General features: G+C 64.6%; 20 protein-coding genes. 9 read left to right on the plus strand and 11 right to left on the minus strand.

Translation table 11 applies throughout. The annotated features are described in order from the left end of the window. Positions 1-379: 379 nt before the first annotated feature. Genes scpA through BTO02_RS28985 form a run of 10 tightly spaced genes read right to left on the minus strand, consistent with a single transcriptional unit; the run spans position 380 to position 10,405 of the window. Positions 380-2,503 (minus strand): methylmalonyl-CoA mutase, encoded by a 2,124-nt coding sequence (gene scpA, locus BTO02_RS28940; protein ID WP_075160499.1) that lies wholly within the window; start codon positions 2,501-2,503, stop codon positions 380-382. Further along, positions 2,500-3,321 carry a Pnap_2097 family protein gene (locus BTO02_RS28945; RefSeq protein ID WP_083615424.1) on the minus strand — a complete coding sequence of 274 codons (822 nt, stop codon included), beginning with the start codon at positions 3,319-3,321 and terminating at the stop codon, positions 2,500-2,502. The genes scpA and BTO02_RS28945 overlap by 4 nt, the downstream gene beginning before the upstream one ends. After that, entirely contained in the window at positions 3,318-4,616 is a 1,299-nt protein-coding gene (locus BTO02_RS28950) for an MSMEG_0569 family flavin-dependent oxidoreductase (protein WP_075160500.1), read from the minus strand. The genes BTO02_RS28945 and BTO02_RS28950 overlap by 4 nt, the downstream gene beginning before the upstream one ends. A gap of 14 nt (positions 4,617-4,630) precedes the next feature. Next, complete coding sequence (locus tag BTO02_RS28955) at positions 4,631-4,915, minus strand: MSMEG_0570 family nitrogen starvation response protein (RefSeq protein WP_075160501.1); 285 nt, start codon at positions 4,913-4,915, stop codon at positions 4,631-4,633. Between the two features lie 23 nt (positions 4,916-4,938). After that, positions 4,939-6,120, minus strand: coding sequence for an MSMEG_0565 family glycosyltransferase (locus BTO02_RS28960; RefSeq protein WP_075160502.1), 1,182 nt, complete (start codon positions 6,118-6,120; stop codon positions 4,939-4,941). After that, complete coding sequence (locus BTO02_RS28965) at positions 6,117-7,142, minus strand: sll0787 family AIR synthase-like protein (RefSeq protein WP_075160503.1); 1,026 nt, start codon at positions 7,140-7,142, stop codon at positions 6,117-6,119. The genes BTO02_RS28960 and BTO02_RS28965 overlap by 4 nt, the downstream gene beginning before the upstream one ends. Next, complete coding sequence (locus BTO02_RS28970; protein ID WP_075160504.1) at positions 7,139-7,708, minus strand: MSMEG_0567/Sll0786 family nitrogen starvation N-acetyltransferase; 570 nt, start codon at positions 7,706-7,708, stop codon at positions 7,139-7,141. The genes BTO02_RS28965 and BTO02_RS28970 overlap by 4 nt, the downstream gene beginning before the upstream one ends. Positions 7,709-7,711: 3 nt before the next feature. Continuing rightward, a complete protein-coding gene (locus BTO02_RS28975) occupies positions 7,712-8,848 on the minus strand; it encodes an MSMEG_0568 family radical SAM protein (RefSeq protein WP_083615425.1) in 1,137 nt (378 codons plus the stop codon). Beyond that, positions 8,817-9,911: a Nit6803 family nitrilase gene (locus BTO02_RS28980; protein WP_075161487.1), complete on the minus strand. Its 1,095-nt coding sequence runs from the start codon at positions 9,909-9,911 to the stop codon at positions 8,817-8,819. Before BTO02_RS28980 ends, BTO02_RS28975 begins: the two co-directional genes overlap by 32 nt. Positions 9,912-9,922: 11 nt before the next feature. Next, complete coding sequence (locus BTO02_RS28985; protein WP_075160505.1) at positions 9,923-10,405, minus strand: MSMEG_0572/Sll0783 family nitrogen starvation response protein; 483 nt, start codon at positions 10,403-10,405, stop codon at positions 9,923-9,925. A 48-nt stretch (positions 10,406-10,453) separates the two neighbouring features. Here BTO02_RS28985 and BTO02_RS34525 point away from each other — a divergent pair, with 48 nt between their 5' ends. From BTO02_RS34525 to glnA, 9 genes are all read left to right on the plus strand, one after another. Beyond that, the gene (locus tag BTO02_RS34525) at positions 10,454-10,771 is read left to right on the plus strand and encodes a hypothetical protein (protein ID WP_156884016.1); all 318 of its coding nucleotides are present in this window, start codon (positions 10,454-10,456) and stop codon (positions 10,769-10,771) included. Between the two features lie 37 nt (positions 10,772-10,808). Further along, positions 10,809-12,200 (plus strand): aminotransferase-like domain-containing protein, encoded by a 1,392-nt coding sequence (locus BTO02_RS28990; protein WP_075161488.1) that lies wholly within the window; start codon positions 10,809-10,811, stop codon positions 12,198-12,200. Positions 12,201-12,630: 430 nt separating this feature from the next. Then, positions 12,631-13,164, plus strand: a complete 534-nt coding sequence (locus BTO02_RS28995; protein WP_075161489.1) for a hypothetical protein — start codon at positions 12,631-12,633, stop codon at positions 13,162-13,164. A gap of 24 nt (positions 13,165-13,188) precedes the next feature. Continuing rightward, a complete protein-coding gene (locus BTO02_RS29000) occupies positions 13,189-14,553 on the plus strand; it encodes an amidase family protein (protein WP_075160506.1) in 1,365 nt (454 codons plus the stop codon). A gap of 16 nt (positions 14,554-14,569) precedes the next feature. After that, a complete protein-coding gene (locus BTO02_RS29005; protein WP_075160507.1) occupies positions 14,570-15,454 on the plus strand; it encodes a polysaccharide deacetylase family protein in 885 nt (294 codons plus the stop codon). 40 nt (positions 15,455-15,494) lie between these two features. Continuing rightward, positions 15,495-16,931: an MmgE/PrpD family protein gene (locus BTO02_RS29010; protein ID WP_075160508.1), complete on the plus strand. Its 1,437-nt coding sequence runs from the start codon at positions 15,495-15,497 to the stop codon at positions 16,929-16,931. Positions 16,932-17,423: 492 nt separating this feature from the next. Next, a complete protein-coding gene (locus BTO02_RS29015; protein ID WP_075160509.1) occupies positions 17,424-17,711 on the plus strand; it encodes a P-II family nitrogen regulator in 288 nt (95 codons plus the stop codon). A 161-nt stretch (positions 17,712-17,872) separates the two neighbouring features. Beyond that, positions 17,873-19,447, plus strand: a complete 1,575-nt coding sequence (glsA, locus tag BTO02_RS29020) for a glutaminase A (RefSeq protein ID WP_198039280.1) — start codon at positions 17,873-17,875, stop codon at positions 19,445-19,447. Positions 19,448-19,456: 9 nt separating this feature from the next. Next, positions 19,457-20,875 carry a type I glutamate--ammonia ligase gene (gene glnA / locus BTO02_RS29025; protein WP_075160511.1) on the plus strand — a complete coding sequence of 473 codons (1,419 nt, stop codon included), beginning with the start codon at positions 19,457-19,459 and terminating at the stop codon, positions 20,873-20,875. Positions 20,876-21,025: 150 nt separating this feature from the next. Here glnA and BTO02_RS29030 read toward each other — a convergent pair whose 3' ends face one another. Further along, on the minus strand, positions 21,026-21,754 hold the full coding sequence (locus tag BTO02_RS29030; protein ID WP_075160512.1) for an alpha/beta fold hydrolase: 729 nt from the start codon (positions 21,752-21,754) through the stop codon (positions 21,026-21,028). Positions 21,755-21,854 lie beyond the last annotated feature (100 nt).

Raw genomic sequence — 21,854 nt, forward strand, 5'->3', positions numbered from 1 at the left:
CGGACGTTTTTCTGGGCCTGATCCGCCGGGCGAGGGCGCAGCGGCGCACCTGCCGGCGTGGCGCGTGCGGCGCGGCCAGCTGAACGGAAGACAGCGCATGCGAATGCGCTACGGTTACGGAGTCGGTTCGCGCCGTGACTGCGGCGCGCGTGTCGCGCCGCGGTCCAGACCGCGGTTCGGAGATAACGCATCGCGCTCGCGCGGCGTGACACAGCGGCAGAGGGCTTGCATCGCGTGGAACAGGATCATGGCCGAATCAGGTCAATTGGGAACATGAACCCATGATCGGTGTTCGGTATTAACGCGCCTTAACCATCTTGGTGAAAGATTCTTAATTTTCGTGGTCAGCGCGGGTTGCGTCGCGAGCGAACGCCTGTTTTCAAGGGAGGGACGCCGTCCTTACATCATGTAATCGAGCGGGATCGAGATACCCGCAGATTCGCGCGAGACCGGAAACGATATCGCTGACGCTGCTGCCGACCGGAAAGCACGCTGCGACGCCGGCGGCCTGCAATATACGCGTGCTCTCGCCATCGAGATTTCCGCCGACCACGACGGGCATGGCGGCGCCGCGTATGCGCAATTGCTCGAGCAGCTCGAGCACCAATGCGCCGTGCGCGCCGGACAGCGACGATACGCCGATCAAATCCGCCTGTGCCGCGATCGCCTGCGAGCAGATGTCGGCGGCCGGCGCGAACAGCGGGCTCGCGACGACATCGAAGCCCGCGTCGGTCAGTGCGGCGGCGACCACGCGTGCGCCACGGTCATGGCCGTCCTGGCCGAGCTTGGTCATCAACACGCGCGGCCGCCGGCCGAACGCCGCGCTCACGCGCGCGAGCGCATCGCATGCGGCGCGCCATGCGGGGTCGTCCGATAGCGCATCGCGATAGACACCGGCGCCGACCCGCAGCGCCACCGTATGCCGCGGCCATACGGCTTCGAGCGCGCGCGTGCATTCGCCGACCGTGGCCCGCGCGCGCATGCAATCGATGGTCAACGCGAGCAGGTTGCCGTCGCCGTCGCGCGCCGCCCGTTCGAGCGCACGAAGCGCGGCGCCGACGCGCGCGATGTCGCGTTTCGCTTTCACGTCGGCTATCCGGAGCGCCTGGTGCCGTGCGACTTGCGCCGCATCGAGACCCGGGCCGCGCGCGGCGCCGCTCTCGTCAGGCGCATCGTCTTCCTGACGGTAGCCGTTCACGCCGACAATCGCGCGTTCGCCGCTTTCGATCTGCGCCTGCACTTCGAGCGCACACCGGTCGAGGCGCTCGCGCACCCATCCCGAGCGGATTGCGCCGACTATGCCGCCCTCGCCGTCGATCTCGTCGAGCAACGCGTGCACACGCGCGGCAATATCGGCGGTCAGCGATTCCATCATGTACGAGCCGGCCCACGGATCGATCACATCGCAAATGCCGGTTTCGTGCTGCAGCACCAGTTGCGTGTCGCGTGCGACGCGCGCGGATGCCGCGCACGGCAGCGCCAACGCTTCATCGTAGGCATTCGTGTGCAGCGACTGGGTTCCGCCGAACACCGCAGCCAGCGCTTCGACGGTGGTGCGCACGACATTGTTCAGCGGCTTTTGCGCGGTCAGCGACCAGCCCGACGTCTGGCAGTGCATGCGCAGCGCACGCGCACGGTCGGAACGCGCGCCGCATTGCGCAGCAAGCGTCGACCAGACGAGCCGCGCCGCACGCAGTTTGGCGATCTCCGCATAGAAATCGGTGCCGACGCCGAAGAAAAAGCTGAGGTGCTCGCATACGTCGTCCGCGCCCATGCCGCGCTCGACGAGCGTGCGCACATACGCGCGCGCATCGGCCATCGTCAGCGCGAGTTCGAGCACCGGGTCGGCGCCCGCTTCCTGAAAGTGATAGCCCGACACCGATAGCGCATGAAAGCGCGGCGCATGACTCGCCAGATACTCGACGACGTCCGCCGCGATGCGCAACGACGGTTCGGGCGCGAAGATGCACGTATTGCGTGTGATGAACTCCTTGAGAATGTCGTTCTGAATCGTGCCGGTCAGTTGCGCCGCGGCCACGCCGCGCTCTTCGGCCGCGACGATGAATGCGGCCAGCACGGGCAGTACCGCGCCGTTCATCGTCATCGAGACCGAGGTGTGTTCGAGTGCGATATCGGCGAAGAGCCGCGCCATGTCCTCGACGGTGTCGATCGCGACGCCGGTCACGCCGACATCGGCTGCCACCTGGGGATCGTCGGAGTCGTAGCCGCGCTGCGTCGGCAGATCGAACGCGACCGACAGGCCCTGCGCGCCCTCGGCAAGCGCGGTGCGAAACGCGAGGTTGGTGTCGGCCGCTTGCGCGTAGCCCGCGTACTGGCGGATCGTCCAGCGCCGGCCGGTGTACATCGACGTGTAGGGACCGCGCACGAACGGCGCTTCGCCGGGCAGGCTGTTGAGATGGGCGAGACCTTCGGTGTCCGCGCGCGTGTAAAGCGGCTTGAGCGTAACGGCGCGGCGACGCCTGCGCCCGAACGATCGCTTCATCGGCGCCTCCAGTGTTTTTCGGTCATCACGTCGGCGATCTTGCGGCCATCGCTCGTGCGGCGCACTTCGCTCCAGTGCGCGATGCCGCGCTCGCCGCTGCGCTCGCCGATCACATGCACGGTCAGCGCGTCGCCGAGGTCGACGTTGCCGTAGTAGTACAGCGCGCGGCTCGCGACGACCGGCGGCTCAGGGAAGCGATGGCGCTGCCACTCGGCACGATCGACGAACGACTGGAAGTTCGCGAAATACAGAAAATCGGCGCCGTTGAAGTCGCTGTTCGGACACGGCAGGAACTCGGCGGGCGCGCAACCTGTGGCCGGCAAGTCGTCGGCAAGCGCGGCGTCGCCGGCGCGCATCCGCTTGCCGAGCTCGATCATCGGCACCGCTTCGTCGGGCACCGGGCTCAACTCGCCGCGCAGTGCCGACAGCGCGGCGCGCGCGACGCCGCGGTTGCCGCGCGCGCCGCCGCGCGTGACGAACGTCGACGACATCGATACCTGTGCGAGCGGCGCGCCGCCGCGTTGCACGCGATGCGTGCTCACATGCCGCACCGCGCCGGTCCGATGCAGGCTGCTGCCGATCTCGAACTCGTCGTTCTCGCACAGCGAATCGAACCCGAACGCCTGCAGCCGGATCGCGGTAAAAGCCGCGTACGAGCGGTGCCCGCCGTCGTCGCCGAAGTCGTGCGTCGCGCGGCCCGCATGTGCCGCGAGCGCTTCCCAATGCCGATGCCCGCACTCCTTGAGCAGCCAGTTTTCCGACAGGCCTGTGTACGTCAACTGCGGCATGCCGGCCCGATAGCGGTCGGGCGGCATCATGCGGCAAGGCTCGCGGACGTCGTCTGCGAAGCTGTCGCGGACGCACGAATCGCATCGACCACGTGCTCGGCGTCGCGCGCAACGCCCGAGAAGCGTCCGGAACCCCACGTATGCAGCCATGGCAAGCCGATGAAGTACAGCCCCGCTTGCGGCGTGATCCCGCGCGTGTGCGCCGGATAGCCGCGCCCGTTGAACACCGGCGCGTCGAGCCAGCTGAAGTCCGGGGTAAAGCCGATGCACCAGATCACCGATGCGATGCCGCTCGCCGCAAGATCGAGCGACGTGCGCTCTCGCGGCGGCCGCCACACCGGCTGATACGGTTCGCCCGGCGGCGCGTCGATGCGTTGCCTGTCGATGAACGCGTCGATGCTCGCGTTGATCCGGTTGTACGTGTCGTCGGCGCTGTCGAGGTTCGCGGTCAGATTCGGCGCGAATTGCAGGCAGCCGTCGCGCAGATCGTCGAGCCGGCCATACAGCTCCATGCCTTCCTGCGCGAAACGCCGCAGGTCGATATCGCGGCCGCCGTCGCGGCCGGTCACATAGTGATTGGTGTTGTCGCGCACGCCTTCGCGCAGCGGATGCTGTTCGACCGGCATATCGTAATAGCGCATGTCCGCGAGCCAGTCCACCACATCGCGGCCGCGATAGAAGCGCGCGCAGCGCGGCGCCTCGCCGACCGCGAGATAGACCTTGCGGCCCGCGAGGTGCAAATCCTCCGCGATCTGCGCGCCGGACTGGCCCGAGCCGACCACCAGCACCGCGCCGTCGGGCAGGCTTTGCGGGTTGCGGTAAGCCGACGATTGCCATTGCGCGATTTCCGCCGGCAGCCGCTCGGCCATACGCGGCACGATCGGCGTGTGGTAACCGCCCGACGCCACCACCACGTGATCGGCGGTCCAGTTGCCGTTCGACGTTGCGACCGCGAAACGTCCGTCGGCCTGCCGCTTGACGCGCTTCACCTCGGTTTGCTCGAGCACCGGCGCATCGAGCTTCGCGATGAAGCCGTCGAGATACGCGACGATCTCGTCCTTCTTCATGAAGCCGTGCGGATCGTCGCCGCGATACGGATGACCGGGCAGCGCGCACTGCCAGTTCGGCGTGACGAGACAGAACGTGTCCCAGCGCTGCGTGCGCCACGTGTGCGCGAGCGTCGCTTTTTCGATCACCAGATGATCGATGTCCGCTGCCTTCAGGTAGTAGCTGATCGAGAGTCCAGCCTGTCCGCCGCCGATCACGATCACCGTGCGATGCGGCACGTCGCCTTCGGATGGCGACGCCAACGATACGTTCGACATGATGCTTGCCCTGTTCACGAGAGTTCGATCACTTTCACTTCGGCGGCCGGGTCGGCGGCGAAGCGCTCCGCATGCTGTTCGATCTGCGCGAGCTGGTCGAGCGCGGCCGAACAGGCGAAGCCGTACTTTTCGCGCACGCGCTCGGAGCCGATATGCAGCGCCTCGCGGGCGCGCGACACGAAATCGGCAAGCGGATAGCGCTGGCCGGGGACGAAGAAGTCGGCGACCACCGTCGACGGCGAGTAGCAGTTGACCTCATCGCCGTCGGGCCACTGGACCCGGAAGTGCATGACTGGCATCAGGTTCTCCTCTGGATTGGAATTCAGGCCGGGGCCAGCTGCATGCAATCGCGATACAGCGCGAGATGGCGCAGCGCGCTCGCGCGCCAGCTGAAGCGTTGCAGCAGGGCGGACACCGCATCGGTGAAATCGATGCCGCGGCGATCGTCGAATGCCTGCAGCAGGGCCGCGGCAATGCTGTGCGCGTCGTGCGGCTGTGCCCAGTAGCAGACGCGCCCATTCAGATACTCGGTAAACGGCGCGATCTGCGATACGACGACGGGCACGCCCGATGACAGCGCTTCGAGCACGACGAGGCCGAAGCCTTCGCGCAGCGAGACCATCGCAACTGCGTCGGCGCGTCGCATCAGCGCCGGAATCGCGTCGTCGTCGAGCGCGCCGGTGACGACGATCGCTTCGCCGAGGCCGATCGGCAGGCCCAGTTCGGCCGCACGCGCCGCGAAGCGACGCGTGTAGGCGTCGTGGTCGAGCAGGCTCGCGCCGCCCGCGATGACGAGCTGCGCGTTGCGCCGCGTCTTTCTGAGCAGCGCAAACGCTTCGAGCAGTTGCAGCGTGTTCTTGCGTTCCTCGATACCGCCGACCGCGAGCACGACCGGGTCGCCGTGCACGCCGAGTTCGGCGGGCAGCATGACGTCGTCGAGTTCGCGCGCCGCGCGAAAACGCTGCACGTCCACGCCGTTGTTCACCGTGACGGCTTCGATGCCGAAGCGGGTTTTCATCGTCTGCGTCCACACTTCGCTCACGCAGAACACGGCGTCGGCATCGGCATAGGCGCGGTGCTGCCATTGCGCGAGGCGTGGGTCGCGAAAAGCGTCGAGATGGTGAACGGTGCGCACGAAACCGCGGATCGTGCCTTCGGCACGCAGTTCGGCGAGCGCGTTGCCGCTGATGCTGTCCTGCGCGTGCAGCACGTCGAAGCCGGGGCGCGCCTGCGCGCGCAGTGTGGCTTGCAATGCGCTCTTCAATGCATCGATGCGTGTCTGCACCATCGATGCCGTGTCGAGTGCGCGCGCGGCGACGTTCGCGAGCACGATGCGGCACGGCGACGGCCGGAACATCGGCGCATGGTCTTCGGTCGGGGCGAAAATCGTCACGTCGTGCCCTTCGGCGACGAGCGCGCGGCCGAGTTCGAGCGTATGCACGACGCCACCGCGCGGGTTCACCGAATGCGTGAACAGGGCAATACGCAACGGCGTGTCGTTCATGCCGGCTCCTTGCGCGGCGCGTGTGCCGCTGGTGCGTTTGCGGCCTGGTTCGAAGGCGCGCCGATAAACGGACTGTCCGCGAAATTCCACAGCAGCGCCGCGTGATCGTTCTGCGTGACGACCACTTCGTGCGAGGCGTCGACGGTGCCGATTGCCGCGCAGTCAAGACCGCGCTCGCGAAACCGCGCGAGCACCGCATCGACGAGCGGCTCGCGCACCGACAGCACGAAGCCGAAGCTCGGAAACGCGCTGAGCCAGCGCTCGAAGTCGACGCCGTCGGGGCAGGGGATCGCATCGAGATCGAGCCGCGCGCCGGCGCCCGAGCATTCGAGCAGCATCAGCGAGGTGCCCAGCACGCCGGCCATGCTGATGTCTTTCGCCGCATCGCATAGGCCGCTTTCGGCGAGCATCGGCAGCAGCTCGAGGTCGCCGCGCAAGCGTTCGGCCGGCGCGCCGACCGACGCATTCCAGAACGGGTACGGATCTTCAAAGCGGCCGCGCAGATCGACCGCCATCACGAGACGGTCGCCCGCGCGCGCGTTGAAGCTCGACAGCAGCCGGCGCGCGCGCCCGACGATCGATACCGCGAGCTGCGGCTGCGCGCTGCGCGTATTGCTGTGGCCGCCGACGACCGGCACGCCATATGCGGACGAGGCGGCCGCGATACCGGCGAGCATCTCGCGCGCTCGCGCATGTCCGTCGCTCCACAGCGCATCGACGACGGCGAGCGGCCGGCCGCCCATCGCGTAGATATCGCTGACGTTGACCATCACGCTGCTATAACCGGCGAACCACGGCATCGCTTCGACGAAATCGCTGACGAGCCCTTCGATGGCGAACAGCAGATAACCGTCGCGATCCGCGATAGCCGCGCAATCGTCGCCGACCGCAACCGCCTGCGCGAGCGCGGCGACGCCGCCGGGCAGGCGCTCGGACAGCGACGCGACCACGTTCGCGATATCGGTTTTATGGCGAAAACCGCGGCTCTCGCGCAGCCGTTGAACGAGCGCGTCGAGGCTCATGAATGCCCCCGCGCCCCGGACGTGACGAACCCGCTTTCGGGGGTGTGGCACGGCGGATACCAGGCGAGGTCCGCCTGCATCCGATGATGCAGCCGGCCGAACAGCGTCTCTTCGGCGACCGTTTGCCAATGCAGGCGCCGGAACAACGGCACGTTCTGACCTTGCACATGCGCGTGAAACGTATCGCAGCCGAGTGCATGCGCGCTGCAGACGGCGAGCCGGATCAGCGTCGAACCGAGCCGTCCGTGCGAACGGAACGCCGCATGGACCGCGAGGCGCGAGCCGAGCCATGCGCGCGGTGCGCTCTCGTGAATCCGCACGGTGCCGACCACCTGCTCGGGCATGCCGGCGACGCAGCTCAGCGCGACGAGCAGCCTGGCGTGAGCGTCGATTTCATCGCGGTCGTCGCCGACGAAAATGCCCTGCTCGATGCAGAACACGGCGCGCCGCAGCGCATACGCGCCGTCGCTTTCCCACGGCAGCGTCGCCCACTTGATGCGATATTCGGCCGGCGTGAATTCGAGCGGCGGCGCGGCGTCGGCCAGATCGAAAGTGTCGCAATACATGGCTCAGGCCTCGTACGATGCAAGCGACGAACACGCGCCGCATTTGCCGCAACCGGCCTTGATATCGGCGGAACGCATCCGCGCGGCGCCCAGCATCGCACCGAGCGGCGCGAGGATCGACTTCATGAATTCCGGCGTCGGTGCGGGGTGGTCTTCGAGCGGCGTGCCGCTGATCGGCACGAACGGTACGACGAACGGATAGACGCCGAGTGCGATCAGTTCGCGCGACATCGACAGGATCGCGTCCGCGCTGTCGCCGAGGCCCGCGAGAATATACGTGCTGACCTGGCCGCGGCCGAATACCGCGACGGCGGCGCGGAACGCTTCCATGTAGCGCGACACCGGCACGCTCGCCTTGCCGGGCATGATGCGTTCGCGAACCGCCGGCGTGACTGCTTCGAGATGCATGCCGAGCGTATCGACGCCGCTGGCCTTCATGCGCTCGAACCAGCGGTTGTCGTCGGGCGGCTCGCATTGCGCCTGAATCGGAAGATCGACGGCCGCCTTGATCGCGAACGCGCTTTCGCAAAGGAGCTGCGCGCCGCGATCGGGCGTGGGCGGCGTGCCGGTGGTCAGCACCATATGCTTGACGCCGTCGAGCAGCACGGCGGCGCGCGCGACTTCGGCAAGCTGCTCCGGTGTCTTGCGCGCAATCGTGCGGCCTGCCGCGAGCGACTGGCCGATCGCGCAGAACTTGCAGCTTTTCTTGCGGCTTTCGTAGCGAATGCAGGTTTGCAGTACCGTGGTTGCGAGCACGTCGGTGCCGTGCAGTGTCGCGATATGCGAATAGGGCACGCCGTCGAGCGTTTGCAGGCGCGTGAAACGCGGCGCCTGCGCGAAGCCGACGGTGGCGATCGGAATCGTGCCGCGCATCAGCGTGCTTTGGCCCGACGCATCGGGCACGCCGGCGACGAACGGCGAATCCCACGCGGAACTCGTATGGACCGGCACCATGATCGTCACACCGTCGACGATCACTGCCTTGTGGTCCGACGGGCCCGCTCCGCCGCGGCGGCTCGCGGCACCCGCGTGCGGGTCGACCAGACGCAGGCCGGCCGATTGCAGTTCGGTGCGCAGCTCCATCATGCGCTGCTCGCTCGCATGCGTGTCAACCGGCGACAGGTTCGTGCTGGCGTTCATGCGCGCCTCCTGAAGTGGGATCGGTGGCCGCCGTTGACGGCTCGGCGGATGCGGCGGCTTGCATCGGACCGGATGCGGGTCCGAAGCTGGGTTGAAGCGCGGCTCCGAAGGCCGGTTCGGATGCAGCGGCAGCCATCGGCATCGAGGTCGTCGCCGGCCGGTCGTTGATCGCGAGGCTCAGCAATTCGGGACGCGCGTAATGGCCGACCGAGTCCATCATCCGTTTGCGCTTGGTGATCAGCGTCATATCGAGGTCCGCGATCACCATGCCTTCGCCCTCGCGCAGCGGCGGCGCCAGATGCTGCCCTTCGGGCGACACGATCGCCGCATGGCAGCCGCCGCGCAACGCTTTTTGCAGCTTCGGATCGGCGCTCACCGATTCGATCTGCGCGTCGGTGAGCCAGCCCGTCGAGTTGACCACGAAGCAGCCGGATTCGAGCGCATGGTGGCGGATCGTCACGTCGATCTGCTCGGAAAAAATCGGTCCGACGAGCGAGCCGGGAAACTGGCTGCAATGGATTTCCTCGTGCTGGGTCATCAGCGCATAGCGGGCGAGGGGGTTGTAATGCTCCCAGCACGCGAGTGCGCCGACGCGCGCATATGCGGTCTGCACGACTTTCAGACCTGCCGCGTCGCCCTGGCCCCAGATCATCCGCTCGTGAAACGTCGGCGTAAGCTTGCGGCGCTTGAGCGCGAGACGGCCGTCCGTGTCGAACACGAGCTGCGTGTTGTACAGGCTGCCGTAATCGCGCTCGTTCACGCCGAGCACGACGACCATGCGGTGGCGCCGCGCGCGTTCCGCGACTGCCTGCGTGACCGGGCCCGGCACCGCGACCGCGTGCTCGTAGAGGCGCATGTGATCGGCGCCCGACGCAACCGGCGGACGCACGAACGAAAAGTACGGGTAGTACGGCACGAAGGTCTCGGGAAAGACGGCGAGCTGCACGCCTTTCGCCGCGGCTTCGTCGAGCGCGTCGCACACCTTGTCGAGCGTGCCGCCGGGCCGCTCCAGGTCGGGCGCGATCTGCACCGCGGCCGCACGGATGATTCGCTGGTCGGACATGACGATCCCCGTCAGACGGTCCACGTATGGATGATCAGTGCGTCTTCCTTGCGATGCATCAACTGGAGATCGAGCACGTCGAGCGGATTGATCGGCCGGATGCCTTCGATCAGTGACGCTTCGCCGTGGCCGTACAGCGCCTGCAAGGCGAAACGGCACGCATAGACCTTGCCGCCTTCTTCCATGAACTTCATCAGTTGCTTGTTGAAGTTCAGATGGCCGGGAAACGCTTCGTCGCCGAGTGTCGGAAAGCCGCGCTGCAGACCGAGCGTGACGCCCGGGCCGTATAGCAGCACCGACGTATCGAAGCCTTTGCGCTGCAAGCGCGTGGCTTGCAGCAGGTTGACGAAACCGATCGAGCCTTCGAATGCGACGGTATGAAACGTGACGAGCGCCTTTTCGCCGGGCTCGGCTTTGACGTCGGGAAACACTTTCTCTTCGTAGTCGACCAGATAATCGCCTTTCTGATGCAACGGTTGCGTGACGGCGGGCATGGCGCGTTCTCCAGTAAATCGCATGAGGAATCGAGTGAACCGGTTCGCATGAATGGGTTGACCGGCGTGCTTGATAACGCAACGGATATGCCAATTTCCGGCGCGGTTCATGCGATCAATTGCCGATCAATCAGCGCCGAAACGTTCGAGCGACCCGAAAATTTCTTCGCAACGCTTGCTGGATGGGGCTTTGCGGCTGATTGCATCGATCGCGTGCGCACCGTCTCAGCGCAACGGCGATGCGCGTTGTGCGTGGGCGTGGTGCGCGATATCCCGCAAACGTGCACTGATGCGATCAATCCGATCAGGCCGCGCGGCAGATCGAGAAATATTGTTTTCCGGTGCGGACGTCGTGTTACTTTTTAGCGAACCGTTTCTGGCGGCCCGTTAAGGAATGCATATCGTGAACAGTCTCACGCATCATTGGCTCAAGCGGCTGACTGAAAGCCGTAAGCCTGCCTATCTCGTGATTCCCGATTTGATCGAGGAAGACCTCGCAAGCGGACGTCTGCGGCCGCGCGACCGCCTGCCCGGATTGCGCGATCTGGCCTGCGCACTGCAACTGAACTACACGACGATTGCGCGCGCCTATGCGGAGGCGCGCAAGCGCGGGTTGCTCGATGCGCGAGCGGGCAGCGGCACGTTCGTGCGAGGGCGCACGCAGACCTTGCCGCTTGCGGGCGGCAGCAGCGTCGAGATGTCGATGAACATGCCGCCTGAGCCGCCCGAACTGGTCGCGCGTCTGCGCGATTCGGCTTCGCGGCTTTTTGCGCAGGCGGACCCGTACCGGCTGTTGCGCTATCAGGATTTCGGCGGCACGCCCGACGACCGCGCGGCGGGCCGCACGTGGCTCAAGGACCGGCTGCCCGATTGCACGGAAGACACGGTACTCGTTTGCCCCGGCATTCATAGCGCGCTGGTCGCGCTCGTCTCGCAACTCGCGCGGCCCGGCGAAACGATCTGCCTCGATACGCTCGCCTATCCGGGCATCAAGGCGATCGCTTCGCAACTGGGCGTACGCCTGCAGCCGCTGCCGCGCGACGACGAAGGCCCGTTGCCGCACGCGTTCGAAGCGCTATGCAAGAGCGAGAAGCCCGGCGCGTTCTATTGCAACCCGACCTTGCAGAATCCGAGCACATTGACGCTGTCGACGCAGCGGCGCGAAGCGCTCGCCGATGTCGCCTTGCGCTACAGCGTGCCGATCGTCGAAGACGACGCGTACGGCTGGCTGCCGGCACGCAAGCCGATCGCGCTGGCAACGCTTGCACCGGATCTGACCTACTACGTAACAGGGTTTTCGAAAACGCTCGGGGCGGGGCTGCGTGTCGCCTATCTTCGCGCGCCGAATGCGCGGCAAGCGCAGCGCGTGTCGGGTGCTTTACGCGCAACCACCGTGATGCCCAGTCCCTTCACGGTGATGCTCGCGACGCAATGGGTCAACGACGGCACCGCGCACGAAATGCTATCGGCGATCCGCAGCGAAGCGAATGCGCGTCAAGGCATCGCGGCGGAAGAGCTCGACGAGTGGCGATACGATGCGCAGAGCGACGGCTTTCATCTGTGGCTCGGAATTCCTTCGTACTGCAACTGGAGCGCGCCGGAGCTTGCGCTGCAACTGCGCAACCAGGGCGTGGGCACGGTGGCGGGCGCGGCGTTTTCCACCGACGGCAATCCGCCCAATGCGATTCGCGTGTGTCTCGGCGGCCCTCAGGATCGCGACGACTGCCGCGAGGCGCTGAAACGCGTCGCCGAAACGCTCAGGGATCCGCATCATCTGCATATGCCGATGATGTGATCTGACTGAAAATCCGCAACCCCACCCGCACTTGCGTTCGACGCAATACAAAACTCGTACTGGCGTTTTCAACGTCGGTTGGAAGAAGCACGTCATAGACCGCCCTTGGCCGAGCCGCACACGCCGCGCACGTCGCACGTCGCTCCGCGTGTAACCCCATAACATCTGCTTTACGAGGCCCTCAGCCGCCGGTACTGCAAAAGCACGGCGCGACTGGCGAAAGCGAACGACGGGCAATTCTGGAACGTCTGGCGACGCAGTGTGCGCAAAATACCGCAAGGACATCGACTATATCCGGAATCGATACGGCGGCTTCACATTCGCCTGCCTGTTCGCAACGTCCTGCGAGGCCTACCATGCGCTGACGATATTCACCGAGCGAGCAGAAAATGTCGAGCCCAGCCAGCGTGTTTCCGTATGGACGAAGACGATGTCACTGAAACGGAATATCGAAACGTACATTCGCGCCAAGGACGGAAACCGGCCGCATCTGCTCGTCGACGCCTTCGCGGAAAACGCGGAACTGTCCATGCTCGTCAAAACGCCGGACATTGCGTTTCCTTCGGGCGTGCATGGCCGGGACGCGATCGGCTCGGTGCTCGTGCGCGAGTTTGCCGCCCAATACGAAAACGTCTACACGTTCTGCATCGGCGATCCGCCTTCGGACACGCAAGTGTTCGTATGCGACTGGCTTGTCTGCATGACAGAAAAAGCTGGCGGTGCGGCGCGGTTGGGATTCGGCCAGTACGAGTGGCGTAGCGCCGCGGGCCTCGTGGTCAAGCTGGGTATTTCGATCGAGGAGATGCGCGTGCTGGACAAGGACATCGCAGCGCCGATCCTCGCATGGGCGCGAGCGCGGCCGTATCCGTGGTGCACGCTGGCGCAGTTGACCGCGGACATGCCGCCGGTCGCCGCGTTGCAGCGTGTCGCTCGCCTGCTCGCGCAACGCGCGCGCCCGACCTGAGCCCCGGTTCGACAGGAGACCCCGATGAACGACACGCGCATGAAACCCTCTACGGCGCTCGCCATGGCGCAGGCGTTCGCACAGGGGAGCGCCGATCCGGTTGCCGTGACGGCCATAGCGCTCGAGCAGGCGCGCAGCAGACGCACGACTTTCATTTCGGTAGTCGCCGCGGATCGGGCATTGAAACAGGCGGAAGAAGCGGCTGAACGCTGGCGCCGGAAAATGCCGCTCAGCGTGCTCGATGGCGTGCCGATCGCGTGGAAAGACCTCTTCGATCTTGCCGGGCTCGCCACCACGGCGGGTTCTGCGACGGGGGCCGCAAACGCGCCGGCAGCGGCGAATGCAGCGCTCGTCGCACGGGCCGAACAGGCCGGCATGATCTCCGTGGGCAAGACGAACCTCAGCGAATTCGCCTATTCGGGATTGGGCCTGAATCCGCATTTCGGTACGCCGACCAACCCCGATATCGATCATGGCCTGCGCGTGCCGGGCGGGTCTTCGTCGGGCGCGGCAATTGCCGTTGCAACGGCAGTCGTGCCGATTTCCGTCGGGACCGATACAGCCGGCTCGATCCGGATTCCTTCGGCATTCAACGGCCTTACCGGTTACAGGGCCAGCATCGGCCGTTATTCACGTGCGGGAATGGTTGGCCTTTCGGGCACACTCGACACCATCGGCCCCATTGCGAACACGGTGTGCGATTGCGTCGCGTTCGACGCCGTGGTGCAAGGCGTGCCTTTTCGCAACGCAAACCGTGGTTTGCACAACGAGCGATTCGTCATCGACTCTTCGCTATTCGAACGATATGCGGTGTCCGATGCAGTCGCGTCGCGCTTCACTGCGTTTATCGAACGCTTGCGGGAAAGTGGCGCACGCGTCGACGAGTGTGCGTTTGCGGCGCTCGCCGAAGTTCATCGGGTCATTGCAGCGAAGGGATGGATCGGTGCGATCGAGGCGTTCGAAACGCATCGAGCCTTGCTTGACTCGGAGGCCGCGGCCACGCTCGATGCGCGTGTGCGCGATCGCCTTGAACTTGCCCGGCATGTTCCATCGTCACGGCGCGGCGAACTGCTGGCGCTAAGAGAGCGGCTGCAAGCGATGTTTGCGCGCGAGTTGCAGGAGGCGACCTTGATCGTGCCGACGGTCGGCCACACGCCACCGTTGCTCGCGCCGCTCGAGGCGGACCCGGAGCTGTTCGCGGCGGTCAATATGAAAACACTGGCGATGACGATGCCCGCAAGCTTTCTCGATGCGCCGGTCGTCGCCATGCCGTCGGGCGCCGACGGCCATTCCCTGCCGACCGGCGTCCAGCTGATCCGTCGCTCGAACGACGATGACACGTTGTTGAGCATCGCACAGCAGGTAGAGCGGCACATGCAAGCTTGCTGAACTGAGGAGAGTGGAGATGCCCAAGGAAATTCTCGTTGCGTTCGGTGTCGATGTCGACGCGGTGGCCGGCTGGCTCGGGTCATACGGCGGAGATGATTCTCCGAACGATATATCCCGCGGTCTTTTCGCGGGTGAAATCGGCTCGATGCGTCTGCTCGACCTGTTCGAGCGAAGAAAGATCAAAGCCACCTGGTTCATTCCCGGGCATTCGATCGATACGTTCCCCACGCAGATGCAGGCGGTCGCGGCGGCGGGCCATGAGATCGGCATTCACGGCTACAGCCATGAGAATCCGATCGCGATGACGCCCGAGCAGGAAGAGGCGGTGCTCGACCGGAGCATCGCGCTGGTCACGTCCCTGACGGGCCGGCCGCCGGCCGGCTACGTCGCGCCATGGTGGGAGCTGAGCCCCATCACCCACGAGCTGCTGCTCAGGAAGGGCGTCAAATACGATCACAGCCTGATGCACAAGGATTTCGAACCATACTTCGTGCGGGTTGGCGATACGTGGACGAAGATCGACTATACGAAGCACCCCGATGCATGGATGAAGCCGCTCGTGCGCGGTAGCGAAACCGCGCTGGTAGAGATTCCGGCCAGCTGGTATCTCGACGATCTGCCGCCAATGATGTTCATCAAAAAGGCGCCCAATAGCCACGGTTTCGTCAACCCGCGCGATATCGAATCGCTCTGGCGCGACCAGTTCGACTGGGTCTATCGGGAGATGGATTACGCGGTTTTTCCGATGACGATTCACCCGGACGTATCGGGCCGTCCGCAGGTTCTGCTGATGCTCGAGCGGCTGATGGACTACTTCGCGGAGCATGACGGCGTGCGGTTCGTGACGTTCGAACAGATCGCGGACGATTTCCTGCGCAGAACGCCGCGCAAACCGGGCTGAAAGCGGGTTCGATATCACTCGATGGTGGAAGGAGCTGGTGATGGATCAGACTACGAACGCGCATGCCGCGCATGAAGACGGCATTGCTGCCGCGCTCGCGAACTTCGCGATCGGCATGACGCTCGACGATGTCCCCGACGAGGTGCGGCAGCGCGCGAAATACCTGATGCTCGATGCGCTCGGGCTTGCCTATGCCACGAAGCGCTATCCGTTCACGAAGGTTACGCTCGCCGCCATGCAGTCGCTCGGGAGCGGATCTTCGACAGTGATCGGACATGGGCGACTCCTGCAGGCGAGGGACGCCATGGTCATGAACGGGCTGCTCGTACACGGACTCGATTTCGACGATACCCATATGGGCGGCGTGATTCACGCAACGGCGAGCCTGTTCCCTTGCACGCTCGGCACGGCCGAACTGCAAGGCGCTAGCGGTGCGCAAGTGCTTGCTGCCTACATCGCCGGCGTGGAAGTCGGTGCGCGCCTCACGTCGGCAGGCAAGGGCGGATTCCACGAGGTCGGCTTCAATCCGACCGGCGTGATCGGCACGTTCGCGAGCGCCGTCGCGGCTTCGCGCCTCGCCGGGCTGACGCCGCAGCAAGCCTGGATGGCACAGGGCATCGCGCTATCGATGGCCAGCGGCAGCCAGGCGTTCCTGCAGGGCGGGGCCTGGTCGAAGCGCATACAGCCGGGCTGGGCGGCCGCGGCGGGAATGACCGCCGCCACGCTCGCGAAGCACGGCTTCATCGGTCCGAAGGCGCCTTATGAAGGGAGGTTCGGTCTGTTCACGAGTTATCTCGGAGAGACGCGAGCCGCGGCGGACCTCGCACTGGCGACGAGCGAACTCGGACAGACGTGGCAAACCATGGAAGTGGCCGTCAAACCTATCCCTGCCTGCGTGTTCGCCCATGCGGCGATCGATGCCGCCATCATGCTGCACGGACAATGGCAGCGCGAGCGCGATGAACGCGGCGCGGCCGCCATCGAGGCGGTGAAGCGCGTGCGCGTCAAGGTGCCGCGCGAGGTCGTGAAGACCGTCTGCGAGCCCGTGGAGGCAAAACGGCGGCCTGCCAATGCGTATGAGGCCCAGTTCAGCATCCCCTATGTGGTGGCGACCGGTCTGCTGAAAGGGGCATTTACGCTTCGCGAACTGGACGACGACGCAGTAGCCGACCCGCAGGTTCTCGCGCTCGCGACGAAGGTCGACTATGAGGTCGATCCCGATACGACGTTCCCGCGTCATCACACGGGCGAGGTCATCGTCGAGTTTGCCGACGGGCGCCGTCTCGCGCATCGCGAAAGCGTCAACCGCGGCAGTGCCGATCGACCGCTCGGCAACGATGAAGTTGCCGAAAAGTACTGGTCGAACGTGAGCGGCGTTCTTTCTCCGGCACAGGCGAGTCGGATTCATGACGCGGTTCTCGCGATCGATCGGCAACCGCTCGGCGACTTGCTCAAGCTTCTTGCCGAGCCGGTTTGATACGGGAGAACGCGTTCCCGCTCTCGCCAGGCGCGATACTTCTTTCATACCCCTCGTGCAACTGCACCATGTTTGTGCCTGCGTCGCCGCGATAGACAACGCTACGGCGCATCGCGGCCGATCTCACGCCGATTGAGTATTGCGCGCCGCACGCAATCGCGGTTGCCGCGGGGGCTGCCGCGCCGCTGCGCCCACATTCAACCTGGCCTGAACAAACGTAACGAACATCGCTTGCACGCGAATCGCTTCGCGCCTCGGGCGCTGTGCGCGTACGTACGTTTATGTGTGCGTGCACGGAATAGAGTTCGTGCGAGGACTGTTCTCTGAATCAGCAGGGCATTGCCCACCAGAAACTCTCACTGCAGGAAACGCCGCGAATGAAGTCGTCGAAACCTTGTAACGCTAAGAATAACTTATTGATATCGCCAAGCGTTATGTCGAGTTCACGCGCAGTTTGAGAGGTCGCGCGCGACCCGGGTAGGGGTGTCAAAGATGAAGCTGGTTTGCGCATTGATCCCGGCAGCCTCGCTCGATGCGTTGCGCGATGTGCTGGTGGCGGCAGGCGTCAAGGGCATGACGGTAAGCGACGCGGCAGCCCGGCCGGACGAAGCGGCCGGATGCATGGTTGAAACGGTGATCGACGATGCGCTCCTCCACGCGGTCGTCAAGACCATTCTTGCCGTGTGTGGCGAAGATACGCCCGGTAACGTTCCTATGCGAATTTCAGACGTTCTTTATGGTGTGCGTATTCGCAATGCCGAACGCGTGACAGAAGGATGACAGGCGAAGGATCAACAGGAGATATCGCAGATGCAGTCTACGAAGTTACATGAAATTCACCGGTCGTCTTTAGCGGTGCCGGCAACGATCGGAGCTGTTTCGACGCCGTGTTTTCCGGTCGCACGCGTCGCGCTGACGGGGCGCTTATGAACAGGCCACAGATGAGGACCGTACAGAAAAGCCCCGCTGCCGAAGTGGCCGAAGCGATGGCTTCGGCGCCGGAAGACGTTCAGGACGAAACGCGCTACCGCTTTTTTCTCGAGCCGGGACAGACGGAGCTGACCGTCAGGAACATCGCAGAGCGGCTTCAGGCGGCCGGCATTCTTGCGGATGATCCGCGCGCAAAGGACGTCTTCGCGCGCCTGAGCGCGGCGGGAGGTGCGCGCGCGACGCTATCCATCGACGAATTCCGTATGCTGTTCGCGATCAATCCGAGTCTGTTTCGCCGCGTCGTGGAAGATTCGCTGGCCATACCGGACTGGAACCTGTTCTGCCGATCGATTGGCGATATCTTCCATGAGGCAGGGCGGGCGACAGGCGGCAAGGTGGCAGCCTACATTCCCGAACTCGCGCGCGTTCCGGCCGATAAATTCGGCCTGAGCATTTGCAGCGTCGACGGACAGCGAGCGCACTATGGCGACGCCGAAGATCCGTTCAGCATTCAGTCGATCTCGAAGACCGTCAGTTACTGCCTCGCGTGCGAGGAAGTCGGCGCGCATGCGCTTCATCAGCGCATCGGCCGCGAGCCTAGCGGACATTCGTTCAATGCGATTACGCTCGACGCCCAGCGCCGCCCGCACAATCCGATGATCAATGCCGGCGCGATCGCCAGCTGTTCGTTGATCAAAAGCGATCAGTCGGCGTCGACGCGTTTTGCACATGTGTTCGACGTATGGAAGCAGCTGACGGCCGACCGCCATGTCTCGTTCAACAATACGGTGTTCCTGTCCGAGCGCGATTCGGCGGACCGCAACTTCGCGCTCGCGTATTTCCTGCGGGAAAACGCCGCTCTGCCGGCCGGCACGAGCATTACCGCAACGCTCGATTTCTATTTTCAGTGCTGCTCGGTGGAGTTGACCTGCGACTCGATGGCGGTCGCGGCCGCCACGCTTGCAAACGGCGGCGTCAACCCGTTGACGGGCGAGCGGGTGTTTTCGACGGACACGGTGAAGAACTGTCTGTCGCTGATGCATTCGTGCGGCATGTACGACTTCTCCGGCGAGTTCGCGTTCCTGATCGGCGTGCCCGCAAAATCAGGCGTCGGCGGCGGGATCATGGTGGTGATACCGAAGGTGCTCGGGCTGTGCGTCTGGTCGCCTCCGCTCGACGAGCACGGCAATAGCGTAAGGGGCATCGAGTTCTGTACGCTGCTCACGTCGAAATTCTCGTTTCACAATTTCGACATCGTGAGCGGCGCCAGCGGCGAAAAGATCGACCCGACACGCCGCAAGGCGGCGACCGCGAACGCGCGCATCGTCGACCTGTGCTGGGCCGCGGCCAAAGGCGATACGAAGGAAATCCAGCGGCTCGTGGCGTCGGGGATCGACATCAACGGCGCGGATTACGACGGACGGACGGCGCTGCACATCGCGGCGTCCGAAGGTCAGGCAGTCGCGGTCCAGTACATATTGCAGAACGGCGGCAACCGTGACGCAAAGGACCGTTGGGGCAACACTCCGTTAAAGGATGCGCGGCGCAGCGGTAATGCCGGCATCGCGGAGCTTTTCAATGATTGAAGGATGGTTATGAACAAAAGTAAAAGCGCGGCGGTCATGCAGTTGATCAGCGAAGAAAAGGTCAAGTTTGTCGACTTCCGTTTCACCGACACGCGCGGCAAGGAACAGCACGTCTCGGTGCCGGTGTCGGCATTCGACGACGACAAGTTCGAAAGCGGCCATGCGTTCGACGGTTCCTCGATTGCCGGCTGGAAGGGGATCGAAGCATCGGACATGCTGCTCGTGCCGGATCCGGACACGGCGTTCGTCGACCCGTTCTACGAAGAATCGACGCTGGTGCTGACCTGCGACGTGATCGAGCCGTCGGACGGCAAGGGCTATGAACGCGACCCGCGCTCGCTGGCCAAGCGCGCTGAAGCCTATCTGAAGAGCACGGGCCTCGGCGACACGGCGTTCTTCGGTCCGGAACCCGAGTTCTTTATTTTCGACTCGGTGCAGTGGAGCTCCGATATGTCGGGCTGCTTCGTGAAGATCGGCTCGGAAGAAGCGCCGTGGTCGTCGGCGAAGGAATTCGAAGGCGGCAACACCGGTCACCGTCCGGGCCCGAAGGGCGGCTACTTCCCGGTCGCGCCGGTCGACACGTTCCAGGACATGCGCTCGGAAATGTGTCTGCTGCTCGAGCAGATCGGCATTCCGGTCGAAGTGCACCACCACGAAGTGGCGGGGCAGGGCCAGAACGAAATCGGCACGAAGTTCTCGACGCTCGTGCAGCGTGCCGACTGGACGCAGAAGCTCAAGTACATCGTGCACAACGTCGCGCACACGTACGGCAAGACGGCGACCTTCATGCCGAAGCCGGTGGTCGGCGACAACGGCTCGGGCATGCACGTGCACCAGTCGATCTGGAAGGACGGCCAGAACCTGTTCGCGGGTAACGGCTATGCGGGCCTGTCGGAGTTCGCGCTGTTCTACATCGGCGGCGTCATCAGGCACGCCCGCGCGCTGAACGCGATCTCGAACCCGACGACGAACTCGTACAAGCGTCTCGTGCCGCATTTCGAAGCACCGGTGAAGCTCGCCTACTCGGCGCGTAACCGTTCGGCGTCGATCCGCATTCCGCACGTGAGCAATCCGAAGGGCCGCCGTATCGAAACGCGTTTCCCGGATCCGATGGCGAACCCGTACCTGCTGTTCTCGGCGCTGATGATGGCGGGTCTCGACGGCGTGCAGAACAAGATTCACCCGGGCGAAGCGGCCGACAAGAACCTGTACGACCTGCCGCCGGAAGAGGATGCAAAGATCCCGACGGTGTGTGCCGGCCTCGACCAGGCGCTCGAAGCGCTCGACAAGGACCGCGAGTTCCTGACGCGCGGCGGTGTGTTCACGGATGCGATGCTCGACGCTTACATGGAACTGAAGGAAGCGGAACTGCAGCGCGTGCGCATGACCACGCACCCGGTCGAATTCGAACTGTATTACTCGCTGTAAGCGGCGATGCGCTTCGCCGCGGTTGGCGAAGCGCGCGTCCCTCGGTCACACTCGCCAGCGCGGCTTGTTCAATTCGACCGCCCGCACTTTCATGCTCGATGAAAGTGTGAAACGTGACATGAGCAGCTGTTTCGTGATGGGCCACCGTCGTCAATTCGCCGTTGCGCGGGCAGCCTGTACGATCACATCGGCGACGACGTCCGGGTTCGACACGGTAACGGCGTGCGAAGCGTCGACCTCGATCACGGTCGATTGCGCCCGCTCGGCTTCGAACTTCTGTTCGGCCGGCGGGATGGCGAGATCGCGAAGCGTGATGATTTGCCAGGTGGGCTTGCTCGTCCATGCAGCCGACCTCGGCGCCTCGGTCAAACAGGCCACGTCCATCGGACGTTGGGTGGCGATCATCAGGGCGGCTTCGCCAGCTGTCACGTCGGCGGCAGTCTGGCTATGAAACCTGTCCGCCTGGTAAAGGACATACGCGCCGCTCGTGCCGTCGGGCAGCGTGTAGGGAACCGGATAGGTGGACGTGAGGAATGAGCTTCCGGGGAAGCGTTCGATCAACACGCGCGGCGGTTCGCCTGCCGCGGGCAAAATGGAACCTGCATAGACGAGGCCTTTGACCTTGGGGTCGTCTGCGCCGGCTTCGGTAATGACGGCGCCGCCGTAGGAGTGCGCCACGAGGATCGCCGGTCCCTCGATCGTATCCAGCACGCTGCGCAGATACGCCGCGTCGACTCCCACACCCCGCAGCGGATTGGCGAAGGCCACGACCGGGAAGCCGTCCCGCTGCAGCCGCTGAATGACTGCGTTCCAGATCGACGCGTCTTCGAAAGCGCCGTGCACGAGCACGATCGTGGGCTTCAACGTTTCGGAGTTCACCGTTAATTCCTTCTCGAGGGGGTTACGAAGGAAGTGCTTTTGCTGACGTGGCCGCGTCAATATAACCTGCGTCGTTTATTCATTCTGCGAGAACGCCTTC

This window comes from Paraburkholderia sp. SOS3, assembly GCF_001922345.1.
Lineage (GTDB): Bacteria > Pseudomonadota > Gammaproteobacteria > Burkholderiales > Burkholderiaceae > Paraburkholderia.

Excerpts from the sequence above, each read along its gene's own strand:
- BTO02_RS29010 (WP_075160508.1), top strand. The coding sequence starts at position 15,495 with ATGGATCAGACTACGAACGCGCATGCCGCGCATGAAGACGGCATTGCT.
- BTO02_RS28945 (WP_083615424.1), bottom strand. The coding sequence starts at position 3,321 with ATGATGCCGCCCGACCGCTATCGGGCCGGCATGCCGCAGTTGACGTAC.
- glsA (WP_198039280.1), top strand. The coding sequence starts at position 17,873 with ATGAGGACCGTACAGAAAAGCCCCGCTGCCGAAGTGGCCGAAGCGATG.
- BTO02_RS28960 (WP_075160502.1), bottom strand. The coding sequence starts at position 6,120 with ATGAACGACACGCCGTTGCGTATTGCCCTGTTCACGCATTCGGTGAAC.
- BTO02_RS29005 (WP_075160507.1), top strand. The coding sequence starts at position 14,570 with ATGCCCAAGGAAATTCTCGTTGCGTTCGGTGTCGATGTCGACGCGGTG.
- BTO02_RS28970 (WP_075160504.1), bottom strand. The coding sequence starts at position 7,708 with ATGTATTGCGACACTTTCGATCTGGCCGACGCCGCGCCGCCGCTCGAA.
- BTO02_RS28995 (WP_075161489.1), top strand. The coding sequence starts at position 12,631 with ATGTCACTGAAACGGAATATCGAAACGTACATTCGCGCCAAGGACGGA.
- glnA (WP_075160511.1), top strand. The coding sequence starts at position 19,457 with ATGAACAAAAGTAAAAGCGCGGCGGTCATGCAGTTGATCAGCGAAGAA.
- BTO02_RS28950 (WP_075160500.1), bottom strand. The coding sequence starts at position 4,616 with ATGTCGAACGTATCGTTGGCGTCGCCATCCGAAGGCGACGTGCCGCAT.
- BTO02_RS29000 (WP_075160506.1), top strand. The coding sequence starts at position 13,189 with ATGAACGACACGCGCATGAAACCCTCTACGGCGCTCGCCATGGCGCAG.
- BTO02_RS34525 (WP_156884016.1), top strand. The coding sequence starts at position 10,454 with ATGAATGGGTTGACCGGCGTGCTTGATAACGCAACGGATATGCCAATT.
- BTO02_RS28980 (WP_075161487.1), bottom strand. The coding sequence starts at position 9,911 with ATGTCCGACCAGCGAATCATCCGTGCGGCCGCGGTGCAGATCGCGCCC.
- BTO02_RS28975 (WP_083615425.1), bottom strand. The coding sequence starts at position 8,848 with ATGAACGCCAGCACGAACCTGTCGCCGGTTGACACGCATGCGAGCGAG.
- BTO02_RS28965 (WP_075160503.1), bottom strand. The coding sequence starts at position 7,142 with ATGAGCCTCGACGCGCTCGTTCAACGGCTGCGCGAGAGCCGCGGTTTT.
- BTO02_RS29015 (WP_075160509.1), top strand. The coding sequence starts at position 17,424 with ATGAAGCTGGTTTGCGCATTGATCCCGGCAGCCTCGCTCGATGCGTTG.
- BTO02_RS28955 (WP_075160501.1), bottom strand. The coding sequence starts at position 4,915 with ATGCCAGTCATGCACTTCCGGGTCCAGTGGCCCGACGGCGATGAGGTC.
- BTO02_RS28985 (WP_075160505.1), bottom strand. The coding sequence starts at position 10,405 with ATGCCCGCCGTCACGCAACCGTTGCATCAGAAAGGCGATTATCTGGTC.
- scpA (WP_075160499.1), bottom strand. The coding sequence starts at position 2,503 with ATGAAGCGATCGTTCGGGCGCAGGCGTCGCCGCGCCGTTACGCTCAAG.